This is a genomic window from Clostridium thermopalmarium DSM 5974, from assembly GCF_002995795.1.
GTDB classification, from domain to species: domain Bacteria; phylum Bacillota; class Clostridia; order Clostridiales; family Clostridiaceae; genus Clostridium_H; species Clostridium_H thermopalmarium.
This window is the reverse complement of record NZ_PVXN01000012.1, coordinates 91,945-109,636: the sequence shown is the minus strand read 5'-3', so window position 1 is coordinate 109,636 and position 17,692 is coordinate 91,945. Positions and strand designations below refer to the sequence as shown.

The 17,692-nt window shown below is 26.9% G+C and carries 21 protein-coding genes; 4 read left to right on the top strand and 17 right to left on the bottom strand.

Features of this window, described 5'->3' with window-relative positions:
- Positions 1-49 precede the first annotated feature (49 nt).
- Positions 50-760, bottom strand: a complete 711-nt coding sequence (locus CPAL_RS03885; protein ID WP_061857416.1) for a pseudouridine synthase — start codon at positions 758-760, stop codon at positions 50-52.
- 62 nt (positions 761-822) lie between these two features.
- Positions 823-1,173, bottom strand: coding sequence for an HNH endonuclease (locus tag CPAL_RS03880; RefSeq protein WP_061857415.1), 351 nt, complete (start codon positions 1,171-1,173; stop codon positions 823-825).
- A gap of 136 nt (positions 1,174-1,309) precedes the next feature.
- On the opposite strand from CPAL_RS03880, the gene CPAL_RS03875 reads away from it, so the two are divergent.
- Complete coding sequence (locus CPAL_RS03875; RefSeq protein ID WP_061857414.1) at positions 1,310-2,458, top strand: THUMP domain-containing class I SAM-dependent RNA methyltransferase; 1,149 nt, start codon at positions 1,310-1,312, stop codon at positions 2,456-2,458.
- A gap of 25 nt (positions 2,459-2,483) precedes the next feature.
- On the opposite strand, the gene CPAL_RS03870 is transcribed toward CPAL_RS03875, so the two are convergent.
- The 5 genes from CPAL_RS03870 to CPAL_RS14160 form a co-directional block, all read right to left on the bottom strand.
- Positions 2,484-3,152: a potassium channel family protein gene (locus tag CPAL_RS03870; protein WP_106024126.1), complete on the bottom strand. Its 669-nt coding sequence runs from the start codon at positions 3,150-3,152 to the stop codon at positions 2,484-2,486.
- A 167-nt stretch (positions 3,153-3,319) separates the two neighbouring features.
- Positions 3,320-4,648, bottom strand: coding sequence for an FAD-dependent oxidoreductase (locus CPAL_RS03865; protein ID WP_061857412.1), 1,329 nt, complete (start codon positions 4,646-4,648; stop codon positions 3,320-3,322).
- A gap of 300 nt (positions 4,649-4,948) precedes the next feature.
- The gene (locus CPAL_RS14165) at positions 4,949-5,083 is read right to left on the bottom strand and encodes a hypothetical protein (RefSeq protein ID WP_273091743.1); all 135 of its coding nucleotides are present in this window, start codon (positions 5,081-5,083) and stop codon (positions 4,949-4,951) included.
- Positions 5,084-5,148: 65 nt separating this feature from the next.
- Entirely contained in the window at positions 5,149-5,394 is a 246-nt protein-coding gene (locus CPAL_RS14000; protein WP_061857411.1) for a hypothetical protein, read from the bottom strand.
- 215 nt (positions 5,395-5,609) lie between these two features.
- The gene (locus CPAL_RS14160; RefSeq protein ID WP_278320557.1) at positions 5,610-5,735 is read right to left on the bottom strand and encodes a hypothetical protein; all 126 of its coding nucleotides are present in this window, start codon (positions 5,733-5,735) and stop codon (positions 5,610-5,612) included.
- Positions 5,736-5,812: 77 nt separating this feature from the next.
- On the opposite strand from CPAL_RS14160, the gene CPAL_RS03855 reads away from it, so the two are divergent.
- Positions 5,813-6,091 (top strand): YmaF family protein, encoded by a 279-nt coding sequence (locus CPAL_RS03855; RefSeq protein ID WP_242862600.1) that lies wholly within the window; start codon positions 5,813-5,815, stop codon positions 6,089-6,091.
- Between the two features lie 428 nt (positions 6,092-6,519).
- On the opposite strand, the gene CPAL_RS03850 is transcribed toward CPAL_RS03855, so the two are convergent.
- From CPAL_RS03850 to CPAL_RS03835, 4 genes are all read right to left on the bottom strand, one after another.
- Complete coding sequence (locus CPAL_RS03850; protein WP_061857409.1) at positions 6,520-7,797, bottom strand: FAD-dependent oxidoreductase; 1,278 nt, start codon at positions 7,795-7,797, stop codon at positions 6,520-6,522.
- Positions 7,794-8,777, bottom strand: a complete 984-nt coding sequence (locus CPAL_RS03845; RefSeq protein WP_106024125.1) for a sulfide/dihydroorotate dehydrogenase-like FAD/NAD-binding protein — start codon at positions 8,775-8,777, stop codon at positions 7,794-7,796. The genes CPAL_RS03850 and CPAL_RS03845 overlap by 4 nt, the downstream gene beginning before the upstream one ends.
- Before the next feature lie 186 nt (positions 8,778-8,963).
- Positions 8,964-9,164 (bottom strand): hypothetical protein, encoded by a 201-nt coding sequence (locus CPAL_RS03840; protein ID WP_061857407.1) that lies wholly within the window; start codon positions 9,162-9,164, stop codon positions 8,964-8,966.
- Positions 9,165-9,281: 117 nt separating this feature from the next.
- The gene (locus tag CPAL_RS03835; RefSeq protein WP_061857406.1) at positions 9,282-10,403 is read right to left on the bottom strand and encodes a D-alanyl-D-alanine carboxypeptidase family protein; all 1,122 of its coding nucleotides are present in this window, start codon (positions 10,401-10,403) and stop codon (positions 9,282-9,284) included.
- A gap of 201 nt (positions 10,404-10,604) precedes the next feature.
- Between CPAL_RS03835 and CPAL_RS03830 the strand changes: the two genes are divergently transcribed.
- Both CPAL_RS03830 and ytfJ read left to right on the top strand, forming a co-directional pair.
- Positions 10,605-11,138 carry a DUF2953 domain-containing protein gene (locus CPAL_RS03830; RefSeq protein WP_165815343.1) on the top strand — a complete coding sequence of 178 codons (534 nt, stop codon included), beginning with the start codon at positions 10,605-10,607 and terminating at the stop codon, positions 11,136-11,138.
- A 1-nt stretch (position 11,139) separates the two neighbouring features.
- Positions 11,140-11,553, top strand: coding sequence for a GerW family sporulation protein (ytfJ, locus tag CPAL_RS03825; protein WP_061857404.1), 414 nt, complete (start codon positions 11,140-11,142; stop codon positions 11,551-11,553).
- 5 nt (positions 11,554-11,558) lie between these two features.
- Here the strand turns inward: ytfJ and scpB are convergent, their stop codons facing one another.
- The 6 genes from scpB to spoIIM all read right to left on the bottom strand — a co-directional run bounded on the left by scpB (position 11,559) and on the right by spoIIM (position 17,251).
- On the bottom strand, positions 11,559-12,137 hold the full coding sequence (gene scpB, locus CPAL_RS03820) for an SMC-Scp complex subunit ScpB (protein WP_061857403.1): 579 nt from the start codon (positions 12,135-12,137) through the stop codon (positions 11,559-11,561).
- On the bottom strand, positions 12,127-12,879 hold the full coding sequence (locus tag CPAL_RS03815; RefSeq protein WP_061857402.1) for a segregation/condensation protein A: 753 nt from the start codon (positions 12,877-12,879) through the stop codon (positions 12,127-12,129). The genes scpB and CPAL_RS03815 overlap by 11 nt, the downstream gene beginning before the upstream one ends.
- Positions 12,857-14,050, bottom strand: coding sequence for a tRNA nucleotidyltransferase/poly(A) polymerase family protein (locus CPAL_RS03810; protein ID WP_061857401.1), 1,194 nt, complete (start codon positions 14,048-14,050; stop codon positions 12,857-12,859). Before CPAL_RS03810 ends, CPAL_RS03815 begins: the two co-directional genes overlap by 23 nt.
- A gap of 90 nt (positions 14,051-14,140) precedes the next feature.
- On the bottom strand, positions 14,141-15,328 hold the full coding sequence (locus CPAL_RS03805) for a D-alanyl-D-alanine carboxypeptidase family protein (protein ID WP_106024123.1): 1,188 nt from the start codon (positions 15,326-15,328) through the stop codon (positions 14,141-14,143).
- 108 nt (positions 15,329-15,436) lie between these two features.
- Positions 15,437-16,321, bottom strand: coding sequence for a site-specific tyrosine recombinase XerD (gene xerD, locus CPAL_RS03800; protein ID WP_061857399.1), 885 nt, complete (start codon positions 16,319-16,321; stop codon positions 15,437-15,439).
- Between the two features lie 276 nt (positions 16,322-16,597).
- Positions 16,598-17,251, bottom strand: coding sequence for a stage II sporulation protein M (spoIIM, locus tag CPAL_RS03790; RefSeq protein ID WP_061857397.1), 654 nt, complete (start codon positions 17,249-17,251; stop codon positions 16,598-16,600).
- Positions 17,252-17,692 lie beyond the last annotated feature (441 nt).

The window sequence follows — 17,692 nt, the reverse complement described above, 5'->3', positions numbered from 1 at the left end:
AATTATTTATCAATATATAATTCATATTTATTAAAACTTCATACTATTATTATAAACTTTTTAAGTAATTCACTTCATTTTCGTGCAAGTATCTCCATTCTCCCTTTCTTAAGTTTCCTATAGATATCTTGCCAACAGCTACTCTTTTTAGAGCTATGACTGGGTGACCTATAGCTTCACACATACGTCTTATTTGTCTATTCTTTCCTTCGTGAATTATTATTTCTACCTTACAATTAGAATTCATCTTTTTTAAGATTTTAAATTGAGCTGTAGCTGTAATATATCCACCTATATCAATTCCATTACAAAACCTATTTATTTCATTTTCAGTGGGTATTCCTCTTATAGTAGCTATATATACTTTATTAATCTGCTGACGAGGATGAATTACTCGATTATATATATCGCCATCATTTGTAAGTAGTAATAAACCTGATGTATTATAATCTAATCTTCCTATAGGAAAAATTCTTTCATCAACTTTTACTATATCTAATATAGTTTTTCTTCCCCTTTCATCCTTCACAGTAGAGACATATCCTTCAGGCTTATTCAAAGCAATATAAACTTTCCTTTCTTCTAAGCTAATAAGCTTTGAATCTATATAAACATTATCTATTAGAGGATCAATTTTATAGCCTAATTCTGTGATAACTTTTTCATTAACTTTTACTCTTCCGCTTTTAATTATTTCTTCACATTTTCTTCTTGACGCTACTCCACAGGCAGCCATATACTTTTGTAGTCTTTCTTTCAAGATTTACCACCTTCAATGCTTTATTATTTATCATTCTTTTCCAAGTGACATTATACTTGAACTTAATATAATTTTCCACCCATAATTCGTTTTATAATATCTATCCTCTTATAACCTAATTTATATCTTTTTATTTCATTTGATAATATTTTTGTTTGAAAAGGGTTAATTTCTAGAACTTTTGATATTTCTTCCAAGGTATAAAAATCATTTTTTAATACATTCATAATATTATTCTGAAGCATTCTTTTATACTTCAAATCAATTTTTCTATTTTTATGAGGACCATCTAAACCTCGATGATGATAAGGGCATAAAAATATATAGTTCATTGGAATATCTAAACCACCTTGACTTTTATAAACTATATGATGTTTTTCACCTTGTTCTCCGCATATAACACATTGACTCATATTACTCTCTCCAATCTTTGTTTATGAATAATGGATAAATATATTATATACTATATTAATAAAACTAATTGTTTTTTATATTTTATAATGATATATTAGAGGAAAAATATTACCTTAAAGAAAGGCGGAAATTTATATGGCAAACTACGACATAATAGCTACTGCTGCATTTGGATTAGAATCAATTGTTGCAAAAGAGTTAAAAAGATTAGGATATAGTAATTTAAAAGTTGAAAACGGAAAAATTACTTATAATGGTGATGAGGAATGTATATGTAAATCTAATCTTTGGTTAAGGTGTGCAGATAGAATATACATAAAATTATCTGAATTTAAAGCAACTACCTTTGAGGAGCTATTTCAAGGAGTTAAACATATTAATTGGGCAAACTATCTTCCGGAAGATGCAAACTTTATAGTAAACGCTAAATCAGTTAAATCTAAACTTTTTAGCTTATCAGATATACAGTCAATAACCAAGAAAGCAATAGTAGAAAAATTAAAAGAATCTTATTCTATAGAGTGGTTTAGTGAAAGTGGTAGTAAGTATCCTATATTGGTATCTATATTAAATGATAATGCCACCGTGCTTTTAGATACAAGTGGAGATGCTCTTCACAAAAGAGGATATAGAGAAATTGGAAGTGCAGCTCCTTTGAAAGAAACTTTAGCTGCAGCTTTAGTGCTTTTAAGTAATTGGAGATATGACAGAAATTTTGTGGATCCTTTTTGTGGTTCAGGGACTATTCCCATTGAAGCAGCTTTAATTGCTAAAAATATAGCTCCTGGACTTAATAGAAATTTTGCATGTGAAGATTGGGATTTTATTATTTCCAGTTTAACTTGGAAAAAGGTAAGAAAAGAAGCTTATGAAGCTATAATGTATGATAAACAATTTAACATATTTGGATATGACATTGATGATAAGATAATCTCTACAGCTAGAAAAAATGCAGAAAAAGCTGGTGTAGATGATTGCATCCATTTTCAGACACAAGAAGTCACAGCACTTAGCTCTAAAAAACATTATGGAACTATAGTATGTAATCCTCCTTATGGAGAAAGATTAAGTGATAAGAAAAAGGTTGAGCTTTTATATTCAGATATGGGGAAAACCTTTAGAAAATTAGATACTTGGTCATATTTCATAATTACTTCTTATGACCAATTTGAGAAATTCTTTGGTAAAAAATCTGATAAGAATCGAAAATTATATAATGGAAGGATTCAATGCTATTATTACCAATATATTGGACCTAAACCTCCTAAAAAAACAAGGGATTAAACGCGCCCTTGTCTTTTTATATATTTTATTTTTTGATGTACATATTTTCTTGTCTTCCTACAAGTATAGATAGTAATATGGGTATGGAAATAATGCTCAATATATAAGAAGTAACCATTTCTAGCAACACTAAGATACATAAAAATACTCCTTTTGGAATCATATCTCCATAACCTACAGTAAAAAAAGTAACTCCACTAAAATATATACAATCAACAAGACTCTTTTTTCCTCCATCATCCATGAAATTACCATTTAAATCAGAAATAATATCAGGTGGAAGATTGTTAATTATGTAATAAAGAAATCCATAAGCAAAAATCACTATAGAAATTGATATAGTTATACTAGCAATGAAGAAAAGAAATCTATTATTATACATTAATTTCTGCCACTTTACGTGAGTATTTTCTAATGAATTTATTTCCTTCCATATATAATACATGTTATGCAGCATCAACATAAGCAATAGAGAAATAAATAATACGCTAAAAATAATTGGCTTTTTGAGATAAACAATTTCTTCATTTTTAGGAACATGTATAGCTATATATAATTCTGCTAATGCACTAATAGTTCCTATCATTAAAAATATAAGATTTATAAGAAACTTTTCTATAATATTTTTTTGATTGTATATAATAATCATTATGAATATAGAAATAGCGATATAAGTTATTATTCCTAAGAGCATATTAACTATGTTTATTCCCCCTAGATTTTTTATTTTTATATAAGTACTATATGCGTGTAATTAGTTTAATGATTACATATAATTATTTTAAATTTTCGGAAGTATTTGTTTACAATTTAAAAAGTATACATAATAAATATTATGTATACTTTTTACCCTATTTCATACTAATTGGCATTTAATCCAGCTTGATTTAACAAGTTCCATGGCTTATTATAATGAGGCTGGAAAAAGAAGTCTATAAATGCTAATTCATCTATTGTTATTTTTCTTTGGATACATACAGATATAGTATTTATAGCTTGAGTTAAATCTACCTTGGATATTATCTGAGCTCCTAGGATTATTCTTGAGTCCTCTGAATAAACTATCTTTAATTTTACATTATCGTGAGTAGGCATAAATTCAGGGCGATAACTATCTTCAACTGTTACTTCTTTAACTTTTATTCCCTTAAGCTTAGCTGAATATTCTGTTAAGCCTGTTGAAGCAATATTATAATCATATATCTTAATTCCAGAAGTACCTTGAGTTCCGATATACTTTGTGGTTGGTTTAATTAAGTTCCTAGCAACTAATGTTCCCATACGAACTGCATTAGTTGCTAAAGGAATATATTCATATGTTCCTGTAGGGTTATATAATACAGCGCAATTGTCTCCAGCTGCGAATACATCTTTATTACTAGTTCTCATATATTCATCTATTATAATTGCTCCGTTATCTAGCATATCAATTTTACCTTTAAGCATATCTGTATTAGGCTTGAATCCAATACATAGTATAACTAAATCAGTTTCATATTCGTTCTTATTTGTAATTACTCTTGAAACCTTTTTATTTTTTTCCTCAAATTTTTTAACTGTTTCTCCTAAGGCTAATTTTATTGAATGTTCCCTAAAAACTTCTTCAGCCATATCAGTAAATTCTTTATCCAAATATTTACTTAAAATTCTATCTTGAGCATCTATAAGTGTTACATTTTTACCATTCGACTCAAAAGCCTCTGCTAACTCAACTCCAATATATCCTGCACCTACTACTATTATGTTTTTCGCATCCTTGGCTTTTTCAATTATTGTATTAGAATGGTAAAAGTTTTTTGATAAAAGAATATTTTCTAAATCAATTCCTTCAATTCTAGGCATTATTGGCCATGATCCTGTTGTAATTATTAGCTTATCAAAATTATCTTTAAAAATATTGTTATCTTTTAAATTCTTTACCTTAATTTCTTTATTATTTATGTCTATATCTAATACTTCATGCATCATTTTAGTTTTTACACCTAATTCTTCTAATTTGTCTGGTGAACAATAAAATAAGCCTTGACGGTCTTTTACTACACCTGCTATATATAGAGCAATTCCACAGGATAAAAATGATATATTATCATTTTTTTCATAAACAGTTATTTCAGCATATGGATATAAATTTGCAGTATTTAATATAGCTGCTGTTCCAGCATGTGTACAACCTATAACAACTATTTTCATAAATTCTTCCCCTTTCTCATTGTCTTTTATATAATAAGTATTTATATGTTATTATTTTGCAATAAAATTAAATATATGTTGCTAAATAATATAAAATTTCATAATTGATAATATTAAATTAATTCTCAAATGTAAAACTTAGTCTATATAAAAATAAGTTGGTAAATGTCTATTTTTATTTTTGGCCCTACTGGACTATTCTCTGTTTCTCTAGGCCCACTATTTTGCCAATTACAATTATCACAAATATCGAACATATCTACTTCATATTTTAACCTTATCATAATAAGTCACTTTGTTTTATCTACTTAAGTCACTTTTCTTAAGAGAGTTATTAGCAAATCCAATAAATGATACTTCTCCAATAGTATAATTAATATGTTCTTCTGAAATCATAGAACCATTATACGAACCTTGAAACTTATATCTATCCATAGTTGAATTTGTCCAATACTCAATATATGTAAAAGTTTGTTCATCTATTTGTCCTTCAACTTCGTTTATACATATATACTCTTATTATTGCTTCTAAGGTTATTTCTAATCCATTTGAATATATTGGGATTACTTACGTAGTAAATGCAAAAGAGCCTTTGCTTATCAGTCAATTCCGAATTCTCCAACTCGATAACTGCTTTAAGCTCAGGCTCTTTATTTATATTATTCTTACTTATATTTTTAGTTGCAACTTTTTCAGCCTTGGTTGCAACTTTTTTTACGGTTGTATTTAATTCACGGGCCTCCATTGTATTTATCTCTCTTTGCCTATAATTTTATAGTGCCTTCACTAATATTAAACTTCTCATCTGGTTTCTTAAATGTATAATTGCCAGTTTCATACTCAGCTCTAATTTCATTTTTATCTAGTCCTCTTATATTTGTTATTCTACATTGCCACCACCTCATATTGTTTGTATATAAAAAAGAGCCTAATAACTCTTTAATTTAATGTTTGACCTTTTTATGGTTCTATTTTGTTTAATACATTTAAACACATTCTGTTGAACGCAAGTTCTGTATCATTATTTTTTCTAAGATAGTTTCTATATATGTCTTTAGCTCCACTTCCAACAGTTACAGTAATCATTACTAAAATCTTAGCGTAACAATATCACTAAATTATACATATATTGTTAATGCATAGAAATTTTTGGAGGAATCATAGTGGAACATTCTCATAGTTACTCAGGCACAACAACATACAATCATGGTCACATTCATCATTATGGCGGAGTTACATCCAAAGCACCAAGCAGAGTACCTCATACTCATTCCATGAAAGGCGAAACAACCTATAACCACGAGCATGACCATGATTATGAAACCAGAACAGGTCCAGCAATAATGCTGCCTAATGGACTTCATTATCACTATTTTGAAACTAGAGTAAAACTTGAAAACAGTCATATTCACTGTATAGCTGGTTATACCAGTGCGGATTAATTAATTTCAATTGATTGTCTAAGGAGAATATAGCACTGTAACTCTATTTTCCTTAGACATTTTCCATTTATGCTGCTCCATTACTTTTAATAACTTCTTTAACATCTTGTAAAACTTCTTTTATATTTCTATTTACATTTATTACATAATCATAAAGAACTATTTTAAATACTTTTTTATCATGTTCAATTTTTTTTAGACTTTTAGTTCCGCCAGCCTTTACTATTCTTTTATACCTAGTGCTTTCATCAGCTTTTAAATTTATTTGCTAGTTCTAAAAAATTTAAACAAGCAGTAAAAAACTCCTAGGCTCGGATCTACCACTGGATACCATTATTTTTAGAATAAATATAAAAAGGCTGTTGACAAAATGTGTTTATCAACAGCCTGAACTCAACTTATACGAAATCGAGCTTTTTTTATTATTTTTATACTAATTTTTTTGTAAATACATTTTCTAACCCAAGTTTTTTAATTCTATCTTTAATTTTATCTTTATCAATTGTATATAATCCTAACTGTTTCATTCTATCAAAATATATTGAACCTGCAAAAGTAAATCTACTCTTTCTATCCTTATCTTCTAAAAATCTCTTATTTGAAAAATCTATAATGTCACCAATGACAGTTTCATTTGGTAAGCTTAGTAGTTTTTTACCTGCTGCATATCTAGCAGCATTATGTCCAGCAAGAGAACCTGTACATATTGCTTCTGTATGTCCTACAAATAGACCTGCCTTTTCCCCTCCACAGAATAAGTTATCTATACCCTTTACTTTCATAGTATTATCTCTAGGAGTAATTGCCAAGTACCTTATTGAATTCCCTTTGCCACCAGCATACGGATCTATATATTTTACATGTTCTAATCCTTTAATTTTTCTTAACTTTTCCAATGGATAATAAGATGTCATTAACTTTACATGTCCTGTGTCTAATAATACTACATTTTCAGCAAATTCTTTTAAAGCATATTGCTGGCAAACTTTTATTTTTAGTTTATCTAAATTAACATCTTCTTCAGGAACCTTTAATACTACTACTCCTTTTTCCTCCAATTCATCAACTATTTCTTTATCTATACTTTCTTTACATAGTTTACAAGAACCACTAAATGCTCCGTATACCTCATCTGCTCTTTCTCCTCTTAAATCCTCAATTCCAGCTCTTTGGCTTATGCTTATTCTTGGACCAAATGAAGGACATCTTAAAACGCACATAGAGCATCCATTTCCATATCTTAAACAATTGCCCATAGGTCCTGTTGTTCCTGTAGTTTCTATGAACACATCACCTTCCTCATAGTTTCCATCACTTGTATATATGCCTATAATTTTATTATTTTCTTTTTTTACATTTATAACTCTAGATATAAGCTTTAATTCTATATTCATGTCTTCTAGGTATTTTCTAACTTCTGCTTCTATTCTATTAACATCATATAACCAGGCATGTTCATGTCCTGGAAAATTTATATTTTTATGTCTGCTATTTTTATCTGTTATATTTATTAAATCACCAGCTCCAAGTGCTATTAATTCTTCGCTAGCCGTGTATCTCCCATTATTCCTCATTATTCCGCCAACATTTCCAAGTCCTAATATCATATCAGTCTTTTCGTATAATACTACTTGAGCTCCAGCTTTTTTAGCAGTTATGGCTGCTGCACATCCTGCCCAACCTCCGCCTATTATAATAACCTTCATATTAGTCTCCTCCCTTCAAAAATATACTTAGGATCAACTTGTAATTTACATAGCCTTTTAACTATATGTCCTTTAAATCTTGCCGTACACGCTCCACATACTCCTTCACCACAACACATCTTTGCATTATTACAGCAGGAATAATTGAAGTCATCTCCCAAGTACTCCATAACTTTATATATAAGAATATCAGCTCCAGAACAATGTATTAAATTAATATCATATTTATTCACTATATTTTGTAATATTTTCTTTAAATCATTTGTCAGCTCTCCGCAATTAAAAGTAGAGCATTCTATAACTTTTACATTATATAATTTAATATAATCTTCTACAAAGTTCTCATTATACTCAGCCTTGTCTAAAATCAATGTAACGTTATTGTCATTAGCACAGAGTTTTTTCATAATCGGTATCATTGGTGCTAGTCCTATAGCTCTTGCTATAATTATAGAATTTCCTTTTTTTGCATTCAATATATGCCGTACTCCTAGAACACCATTCCAATAAGGAGCCTTTACTAAAATATCTTGATTCTTATTTAATTCATCTATTTTCTTAGTTTTGGATGCAACAACTTCTATAGCTACTGTTATTGTATTGTTGAGAGTATCTATGTCCATAATTGAGATTGGAGCATTAAAGTATTCTTCACAGGAAGGATTTCTCAAAAATACAAAACTTCCAGGGCGCACTAAAGATTGGCTTAAATCATATGGAACTTTAATAGTAAGTATTATCAATTTATTATCAATTTTTTTCTTATCAACTATGTTGCATAGATAATGCTTTCTTCCGTTTTTAGCTTTATTTCCATTCCATATATATTCTTGATATATACAAGTCCCTTTCCAGTTTATACAGTCGCAAAAGGTCTTACTATTAAGTTCCGAACATAGAATACAGTCCCCTGTTTCAGCTAAATGGCAAGGACAATATTCACTTCCGGCATCTATACAATCAATGATCTCATATTTCATCCTAATGCCTCCTATTAACAACTATACTAATAAAATATTTTACTTGCTATCCTTTTGTTACACTATTATCTATAAAATTAAGCAACATGGAAAATCTTCTTCAACTTATTGAGAATATAATAAAAACACATAAAAAAATATAAGTCTTAATTATACTAAGACTTATATTTTTTAGTGGTGCTTTATTTATAATAAAACTTCAATAGACTTAAGTTCATCTATTCGTATTTCTTTATTTAGCGCTTTTATATTAACTTTTTCAATTTTTTTAGATGCCATAAAATATTTTATAAGCTTTAAATAATTAATACTTTCAATAGCTTTTTTAGCCTCTTCTTCATTTAGTACTTCTTTTCTATTATCCTTATAATTTAATGTTATTATCATTAAATTACCCCCACTCAATATAATACACTATAATTTATATTATTTTATTAAGTAAAAAATACATCTAACTTACATTTTTTCTAGATAATATTAGCATATAAAATAAAAAAAGAAGCCTTAGCTTCTTTTTAAAAATTTTTTTATAATTTCCTTAATATTTTTATGAATTTTAGTATCTATATTATCTTTACTTATCAATACAGTAGTTTTAACTAAACTTCCATTTTTATAAATACACAGTCTTCCAAGTGGAGTCCCAGAATTAATCTTTCGTGGTATATTAGTTGGTTTTATAACTTTTGTTTCTAGATTTTCTTCTAATGCTACCGGAATTATTACATCTTCACTTGAGATTAACTTTATGTTTTTATTTCTATCACAGACTATATTATCTATTGTTTCTCCTTTAGTCGCAATTTGTTTAAATTTAAAATTTTGTTTAATATGATCATAAATTTTTTTTGTTTCGTCCCATCGTTTATTGCTATTAAGAACTACTATAATTATATCATCCTTTTCATCATGTATAGATGAAACTAAGCACTTTCCTGCACCACCTGTATATCCTGTTTTAACTCCATTTGCATTTGGAATTTGATATAGTATCTTATTAATATTATGATAACTTCGTGTGAATCCATATTCATTTGCATCTACATATTTAGAACTTACAATTTTATTGAAAATTTCATTTTCCTTAGCTTTCGATGTAATTAAAGCTAAATCATATGCAGTTGAATAATGATATTGGCTATCAAGTCCATGAGGAGATTCAAAATGCGTATTAATAGCACCTATCTGCAATGCATATTCATTCATTAATTTTAAAAATTCATTTACACTTCCACTTATCCCTTCAGCAATGGCTATTGCAGCATCATTACCAGATCTTAACATAAGACCATAAAGTAATTCTCTTAGAGTTATAATTTCTCCTTTTTTATATCCTACCTGAGATCCATGAATATTAGCTGCCTTCTCTGATATTTCTATTTTCATGTCTAAATTTCCATATTTCAGTGCTATCAAAGAGGTCATAATTTTTGTAGTACTAGCTATTGGTATTAACATATCAGAATTTTTTTCATATAACACAGCTTTAGACTTGCTGCTCATAGCTATTGCACTTCTAGCATCAACATATAATCTTTTCGATTTAGCCTCTACTTTATATGCAAAAATTATATTAAACAATATAAGTAAACATGCTACTAAACAGAACTTAGTTTTGTTTTTCATATTTGGTTCACCTCTCTTTATATTTATTTTTTTCATAATTTTATATTAATAATCAAGAAACTTTTTCCGGTTTACATTTTATCTAAATTTACATAATAAAATATATGTAAACTAAAATATTTTATTTGTTTTTATAAAAATTCATATTATCAGTAAATATTGGTAATAATAATGATTATAAAGAAATTTGGAGGAGTATTTGTGATTTGGTTACTTATTATAGGCTTGATTTTTTTTATTCCACTTCCTATATATATAACTTTTGAATATAAAAATAATACTATTAACATTTATTTATATAGGTTTAAAATATCTCATTCTAAAAGATTTCATAATAAATCAACCAATACTATGAATGGTTTTCACTCTCAAAGTTTTTATATAAATATTATGAAAAAACTACACAGTAAATTTTTTTATGATACTATATTTAAACCTTCCATAAGTTTATACATTGATTTATGCTATGGCCTAGAAGATGCCTTTATAACAGCACTTTTATATGGAATTCTTCATAGCATATCTAATACTGTATATAATTTACTATCTAACATATTTAGAATAAAAAAATTCAAATCAAATATTAAGTCAACTTTTAATAAAACAGTTTTAAGCTTTACAATAAAAAGTATAACTTTTATAAGTTTAGTTAAAATTATCTATATAGTTATAATGGTACTTATATATGTAAAGAAGAAAAATAAATTTTATTTAAATCCTAAGGAGGTAAGCTGAATTGGAATCTCATCCTATTGAAAATCTAATGAAAAGTATGCTGGAAAATTTAAAAGATATGATAGATGTTAATACTGTTGTAGGTGATCCTATAAAATCTGTCGATGGAACTACTATAATTCCTATCTCTAGAGTATCATTGGGATTTGTATCTGGAGGAAGTGAATTCTGTTCAATAAAAACAAAGGAAGATCATGAAAATTATCCTTTTGGTGGTGGAACTGGTTCAGGAATTTCTGTAAAACCTGTAGCATTTTTAGTTATAAAAGATAATTTAATAAGATTACTTCCTGTTGATCAAAATAACATAAATATTTTTGATAGAATACTAGAGCAAATACCTCAGTTTATTGATATGTTTAAAAAGACAACCAAAGCTGATAAGAAATGTAAAGACAGTGAAGAGGAAGAATAATGACATCATCCTTCCTCTTCACTGTCCTGAATGAACTCATTTAATGATGGCATCTGCTCTAAATTTTGTAATCCAAAGTATCTTAGGAATTCATCTGTTGTTCCATACATTATTGGTCTTCCTAAAACATGTTTTCTTCCAGATTCTTTTATGAGATTTCTTTCTAGTAGTGTTTGAATTGCTTTATCACTTTTAACCCCCCTAATTTCATCGATTTCTACCCTTGTAATAGGTTGTCTATATACTATTATTGCTAAAGTTTCTAAGGCAGCTCTTGATAATGATTGTCTACTATTAGTTTTTAGTAACTTTTGTACAAAACTACTATTTTCTGACTTAGTAACAAGCGTATATTCATCATTCATATTAATCAATAATATTCCTCTTTCTTCTTTCTCGTATTCTTTTTTTAATTCTTGTAATAATTTATATGTATATTCTATATCACACTCTAATATATCAGCTATTTCCTTAATATTCATAGCCTCTCCGCTTACAAATAATATTGATTCTATTATTGAAAAATATCTTTTTTTCATAGATACCTCATTCATCTCTAATTGATCTACACTCCTACTCTTCATTGTTTTTTATCTCCTCTATATATATTTCTTCAAAATTACACTCCTGTACTACTGATACTATTCTTAATTTTATCAATTCTAATAATGCTAAAAATGATACTACTATTTCAATTTTATTTTTACATTCATTCATAATTTTTGAGAAAATTATTCTTTTTTCTTCATGAATTCTTTTACTCAATTCCTCAATTTTATCTTCAACTTTAAATCTATCTATAGGAATTTCCCTTTCTATCGTATTTCCTGTATTCATCTTATTATTATAAATAGTTATTAAATTATTATATATGTTAAACAATTTAAGTATAGTAATACCTTGCAATAATTCTTCTGTATTATAATTTGTTGCTTTATTATCTTCAATAATCTCAGGCTTTTTGGAAAACATAATCTCGGAAGTCTTTTCTTTTTCTTTAAGCCAATCCGCAACTTTCTTAAATTTTTTATATTCTATAAGTTTATCCATCAAATATTTTCTAGGATCTTCTTCCGTATCTTCATTATCTATATTTTCTTTAGGAAGAAGCATTTTTGACTTTATTTCTAAAAGAGTAGCTGCTATAACAATGAATTCAGAAGTTATATCTAAATCCATCTCTTTCATATTATTAATATAATCTAAATATTGAGTTGTAATATCATGTATTTTTATATCATATATTTCCATTTTGTTCTTTTTTATCAAATATAATAATAAGTCAAAAGGTCCTTCAAAATTTTCAATTTTTATGCTTATTGACATTAACTATCTCTCCTAGTTTTGCGTATAAGTATTGCTTCTCGTTAAGTATACCAGTATTTAATTTCAACAATAATAAGCGTTTAAGTATTTCTCTATACTGTTTACCTTTTTTTATTCCTAAATTTATTAAATCTTTGCCAGTTACATTTAATGATATATTATTCATATTTTTTATATAGTTAAGTATTAAGTATTTATATGACTTATTAAAACTTATTAATTTTATGTCAGTATCGCTCATTCTGCTTAATATATTATAAATATTGAAATTATTAATATCACTATGAAGCAATCTATCTAATTTATAGGTTAGATTTTCAAAATCTCTAAAAGCAGATTTTAACTCTTTTTTTAATACTGAATTATTAATAAGTAGTTGTCTATGATTTTTATTTTTCATAGAAATAAATAGATTTATTAATCTATCATCCATACATGTATAATTATAAATCTTTTTTCCTATATTAAATAAATTAAGGTCTATTTCCAAGATTCCTAATTCATTATACATTAATATATTTTTTATCCAATTTGTTTCGCTGCATGCTATTAAAATTTCTCTTACAATTCTATCTGAACTTATAGTATTAAAAACCTGTGCATCTATACATTCTCTTATCTCATATAGATCATTTATATAAAAGTTATACCTATTAGCATATTTTATAGCTCGAAATATGCGGGTTGGATCCTCATTATAACTATCTATATGCACTTTCTTAACTATTCTATTTCTTAAGTCTGCTACTCCATTATAAGGATCAATGATTTTGTTATTTACTATATCGTACCCTATAGCATTTATAGTAAAGTCTCTTCTATACAAATCGTCATAAATATTTGATGGTATTATATTAGGTAAAGCTCCGGGAAACTCATATTCTTCTTTTCTACATCTTATTAAATCCAATATAACTCCATTTTTAAATGTTATGGTGCTGGTTTGAAATTTTTCATAATACTTATATTCTTTTACAAAATCAATTTTTTTTATAATATCAATAGGATTGCATTCTATACATATATCTATATCTCTTGGTTTCTTATTCAATAAAAAATCTCTTACTACTCCACCTACTAAATAAGCTTTTCTATTATGTTTTAGACACTCTTTTTTTATTAAATTTATTATATTTAGTTCATCATAGTTAAAATGAGATAATATATTCATATGCTTTACCCCTAGTATTATAATATAAATTTATATTATAATACTACAAACAAAAAGTCCACATTCCTTAACGCTGTGGACTTTTAATATTTATATTGCATTATCAAATAAATTCATAAGATTGTATTTTATACTATCTAGCAAGTTATAAGTTTTAATATCTCTATCGCTATAAACCGGCACTTTATTATAAAGCTTGCCATTCACATATACTTCACAATATCCTATAACTTCATATTTTTTATATTCTTTTTTATTAGTATTTAATACAACCTTAGTTTCTATTTTATTATCTACTCCTCTTTCTAATACTAATACTAAATCTTCTTTAGCTTTAGCAAAAAAGAACTTACTACCTTTCTTATTTAAATTGATTTTTTGTATATCACTATCTTTAGCTACAACTTTCTTAGATTCAAATTTAGAAAATCCATAATTCATTAGCATACTTGCATCACGGTTCCTTATTTTATAAGTAGGAGCGCCCATTATTACAGCTAACATCCTAATATTGTTTCTTGTAGCTGTAGCTGATATACAATACTTTGCTTCATTTGTAAATCCAGTTTTTAATCCATCACATCCCTTATAAAATCTTACCAATTTATTGTGATTTACAAGTTCAATAGGTTGTTTCCTACCTTCTGATATTGTTTCCATATATGTTCCCGTATATTTTAGTATATTATCATGCTTTAATAATTCACGAGACATTATTGCTATGTCATAAGCGCTACTTAAGTGACCCTCTGCAGAAAGTCCATGACAATTTTTAAAAGTTGTATCATTCATACCTAACTCTTTAGCTCTATTATTCATCAAGTTTACAAAAGCTGCTTCACTTCCAGCTATATATTCTGCTAATGCCACTGCTGCGTCATTTCCCGAAGCTATGGCAACACCTTTTATTAACTCCTCTACTGTTCTAACTTCTCCAGTATCTAAAAGCATACTACTACTACCATTACTTCCAGCTTTTTTAGCATTTTCACTTACTACAACTTTATCGGATATTTTTATTTTTCCAGAATCTATAGCTTCCATAGTTAGAAGCATGGTCATTATTTTTGTTACAGATGCTGGTGCAAATTTATCATGTATATTCTTTTCAAATATAATTTTACCAGTAGATGGTTCCATTAAAAGACCTGATCTTGCCTCTATATCAAGGCCACCTTCTCCTTCTACTTCTATTGCTTTTGCATTTATGGTAAAAATCTGGCTAATAAAAGATATTAATAAAATTATACATATTAATAATTTGTTCTTAATCTTCATATTTATCCCCTTTCTAGTTACCTATAGATTTATAATTTTAGTTTTACCAATTTAAATAAGATTATCACAATATTTATTATTTGAAATAAAAAAGCACATCTTGAGCATTTAAGCTCTGGGATGTGCTTTTTTATAAACATCAGCTATTTTATTTTGTTTATATATACTAGTGTAAATTTGAGTAGTAGACATAGTATTGTGACCCAAAAGTTCTTGAACTATTTTTATGTCAGCACCATTTTGAAGGAGATGTACCGCAAACGAATGCCTTAAAGTGTATGAATTGATTTTTTTATTAATCTTAGCTTTTTTAGCATAAGCTCGTACTATCTTCCAAAAACCTTGTCTAGTCATTTTCTTACCTCTTACATTAGAAAATAACAATTCCGAATTATCCGTATAGAGTTTGTCCCTAATTTTTATATATTCTCTTAAGTATTCTACTGCATAATTGCCTATTGGTATAATTCGCTCCTTGTTACTGCTTTTTTTACACCTAATATAAGATAATTTTAAATTTACATCAAATATGGTCAAATTTAGTAATTCTGACACTTTTATACCTGTAGCATACATAAGCTCCAACATCGCTTTATCTCTTATTCCCTTATAATCGGTACAATCAGGAGTAGCTAAAAACCTATCTACTTCTTCTACAGTAAGAATTTCAGGAAAAGTTCTTTTATTTTTAGGTATCTGATAATTAAAAAATGGAGTTTCATTAATCTTTCCTATGCTTACTAAATATTTGTAAAAACTTCGTATTGCTACTAAATTCCTTATAATCGAGCTATTAGCTTTACCTTGCCTCTTTAATACTTGTACATAAGACATTATAACTAAAGTATCTATATCCAAAACATCCTCATTTCTATCATTTAAAAATGATAGAAATTTAGAAATATCTCTTCTATATGCATCTATAGTATTATTACTCAACTTATTTTTTCTCATTTTTTCAATAAATTCAATCAAATAGCTATTATTATTCATATTATATCTCCAGCTTATATAAATTGTATGATTATGAACTGTATCATAATTTAAAGAACCTATTAATCATATAAGTATATTTATATAGTATAATCTCATACCCACTCAAAATATTAAATACAAAGGTAATATCTCTATATCTATTAAACTCAATAATAAATTTCCATAATATAAAATCAATTATTTTAGGAATAAGTATTCCAAGCGTAAAAATTATAAGATAACACTTTAATAGCAGCACAACAAACCTATAGGCTAATATATATTTATTACCATTCATATTATAAAGCTTACTCCACTATATGCTATAAATTTTAATATGTTTGGAGATATATATCCTTCAATAATAAAGCCTACAAACATAAACACAGTTATAAAAACAAATAATGTAGAGTATGCTGCTATCTGAGTTAAATTCCCGCCTTTATTTATGGATTTAGGAGAAATATTTCTTAAAAGCATTAAAGAAAACTCTATTGCAAGTACTGATAAAATAATAATACATGGTATATAAACAATGTTTTGAGGAAAAACAATAAGTAAATCTATTAAAATTCCTTTACTACCTAACCCATTTATGAATAGACTAGATGTAAAACCTATAGTAAATCCTTTAAATAAATCAATAATTAGTATTATAGGCGCACCCAATATAGTAAGCCCTAAAAACCATATAGCTAAAATAATAGTCATATTATTTTTAATAGCCTCAATAAAAATATATCTTCTATTCACTTGCGCTCCATTAATTGTTTCGCAAATGTTTCTAAAATAAGTTATAAGGTTAGATTTTTCTACGCTCCCCATATATTTAACCGAATATATTCCCATCACTATACCTATACATAAAAACAGTACAGTAATTAGATATAAAATTAAATTTTGAGTTATATGATTTATTAACTTATATGAAGTCTTATTGTCTTTCACTTCTATACTCCTCCTTTTGTTAATCATCTTTTTTATGTTTATGATTACAAAAGAAGTTATATGCATAAATAGTTTTTAGATAAGCTTCATGTTATATACTAACTAATTTTATTTTTTATCTTAGTTTATTTACAATCAAAAATCAAAGCGCTCCAACTCTTGCTACTTATGTTTTATCAATTAATCTACGTTCGTTTATTATTTATTTTATATTCATAGTTAGAATAAATCAATATATTTTTACAATTATTACTACATATCTAAAAAACATTAGTTTTATCATAAATTATAATTTTTTCTTATATAATTAATATTTTTTATAAAAATAGACTTCCTCCATACTACTTCTTATAAATGAAGAAAGTCTATCGTTATTATTTTTTAACTCATACACAAAATTTGCATATTTAAGTAAAATCTACTTTGCTTTTTTATATAGTT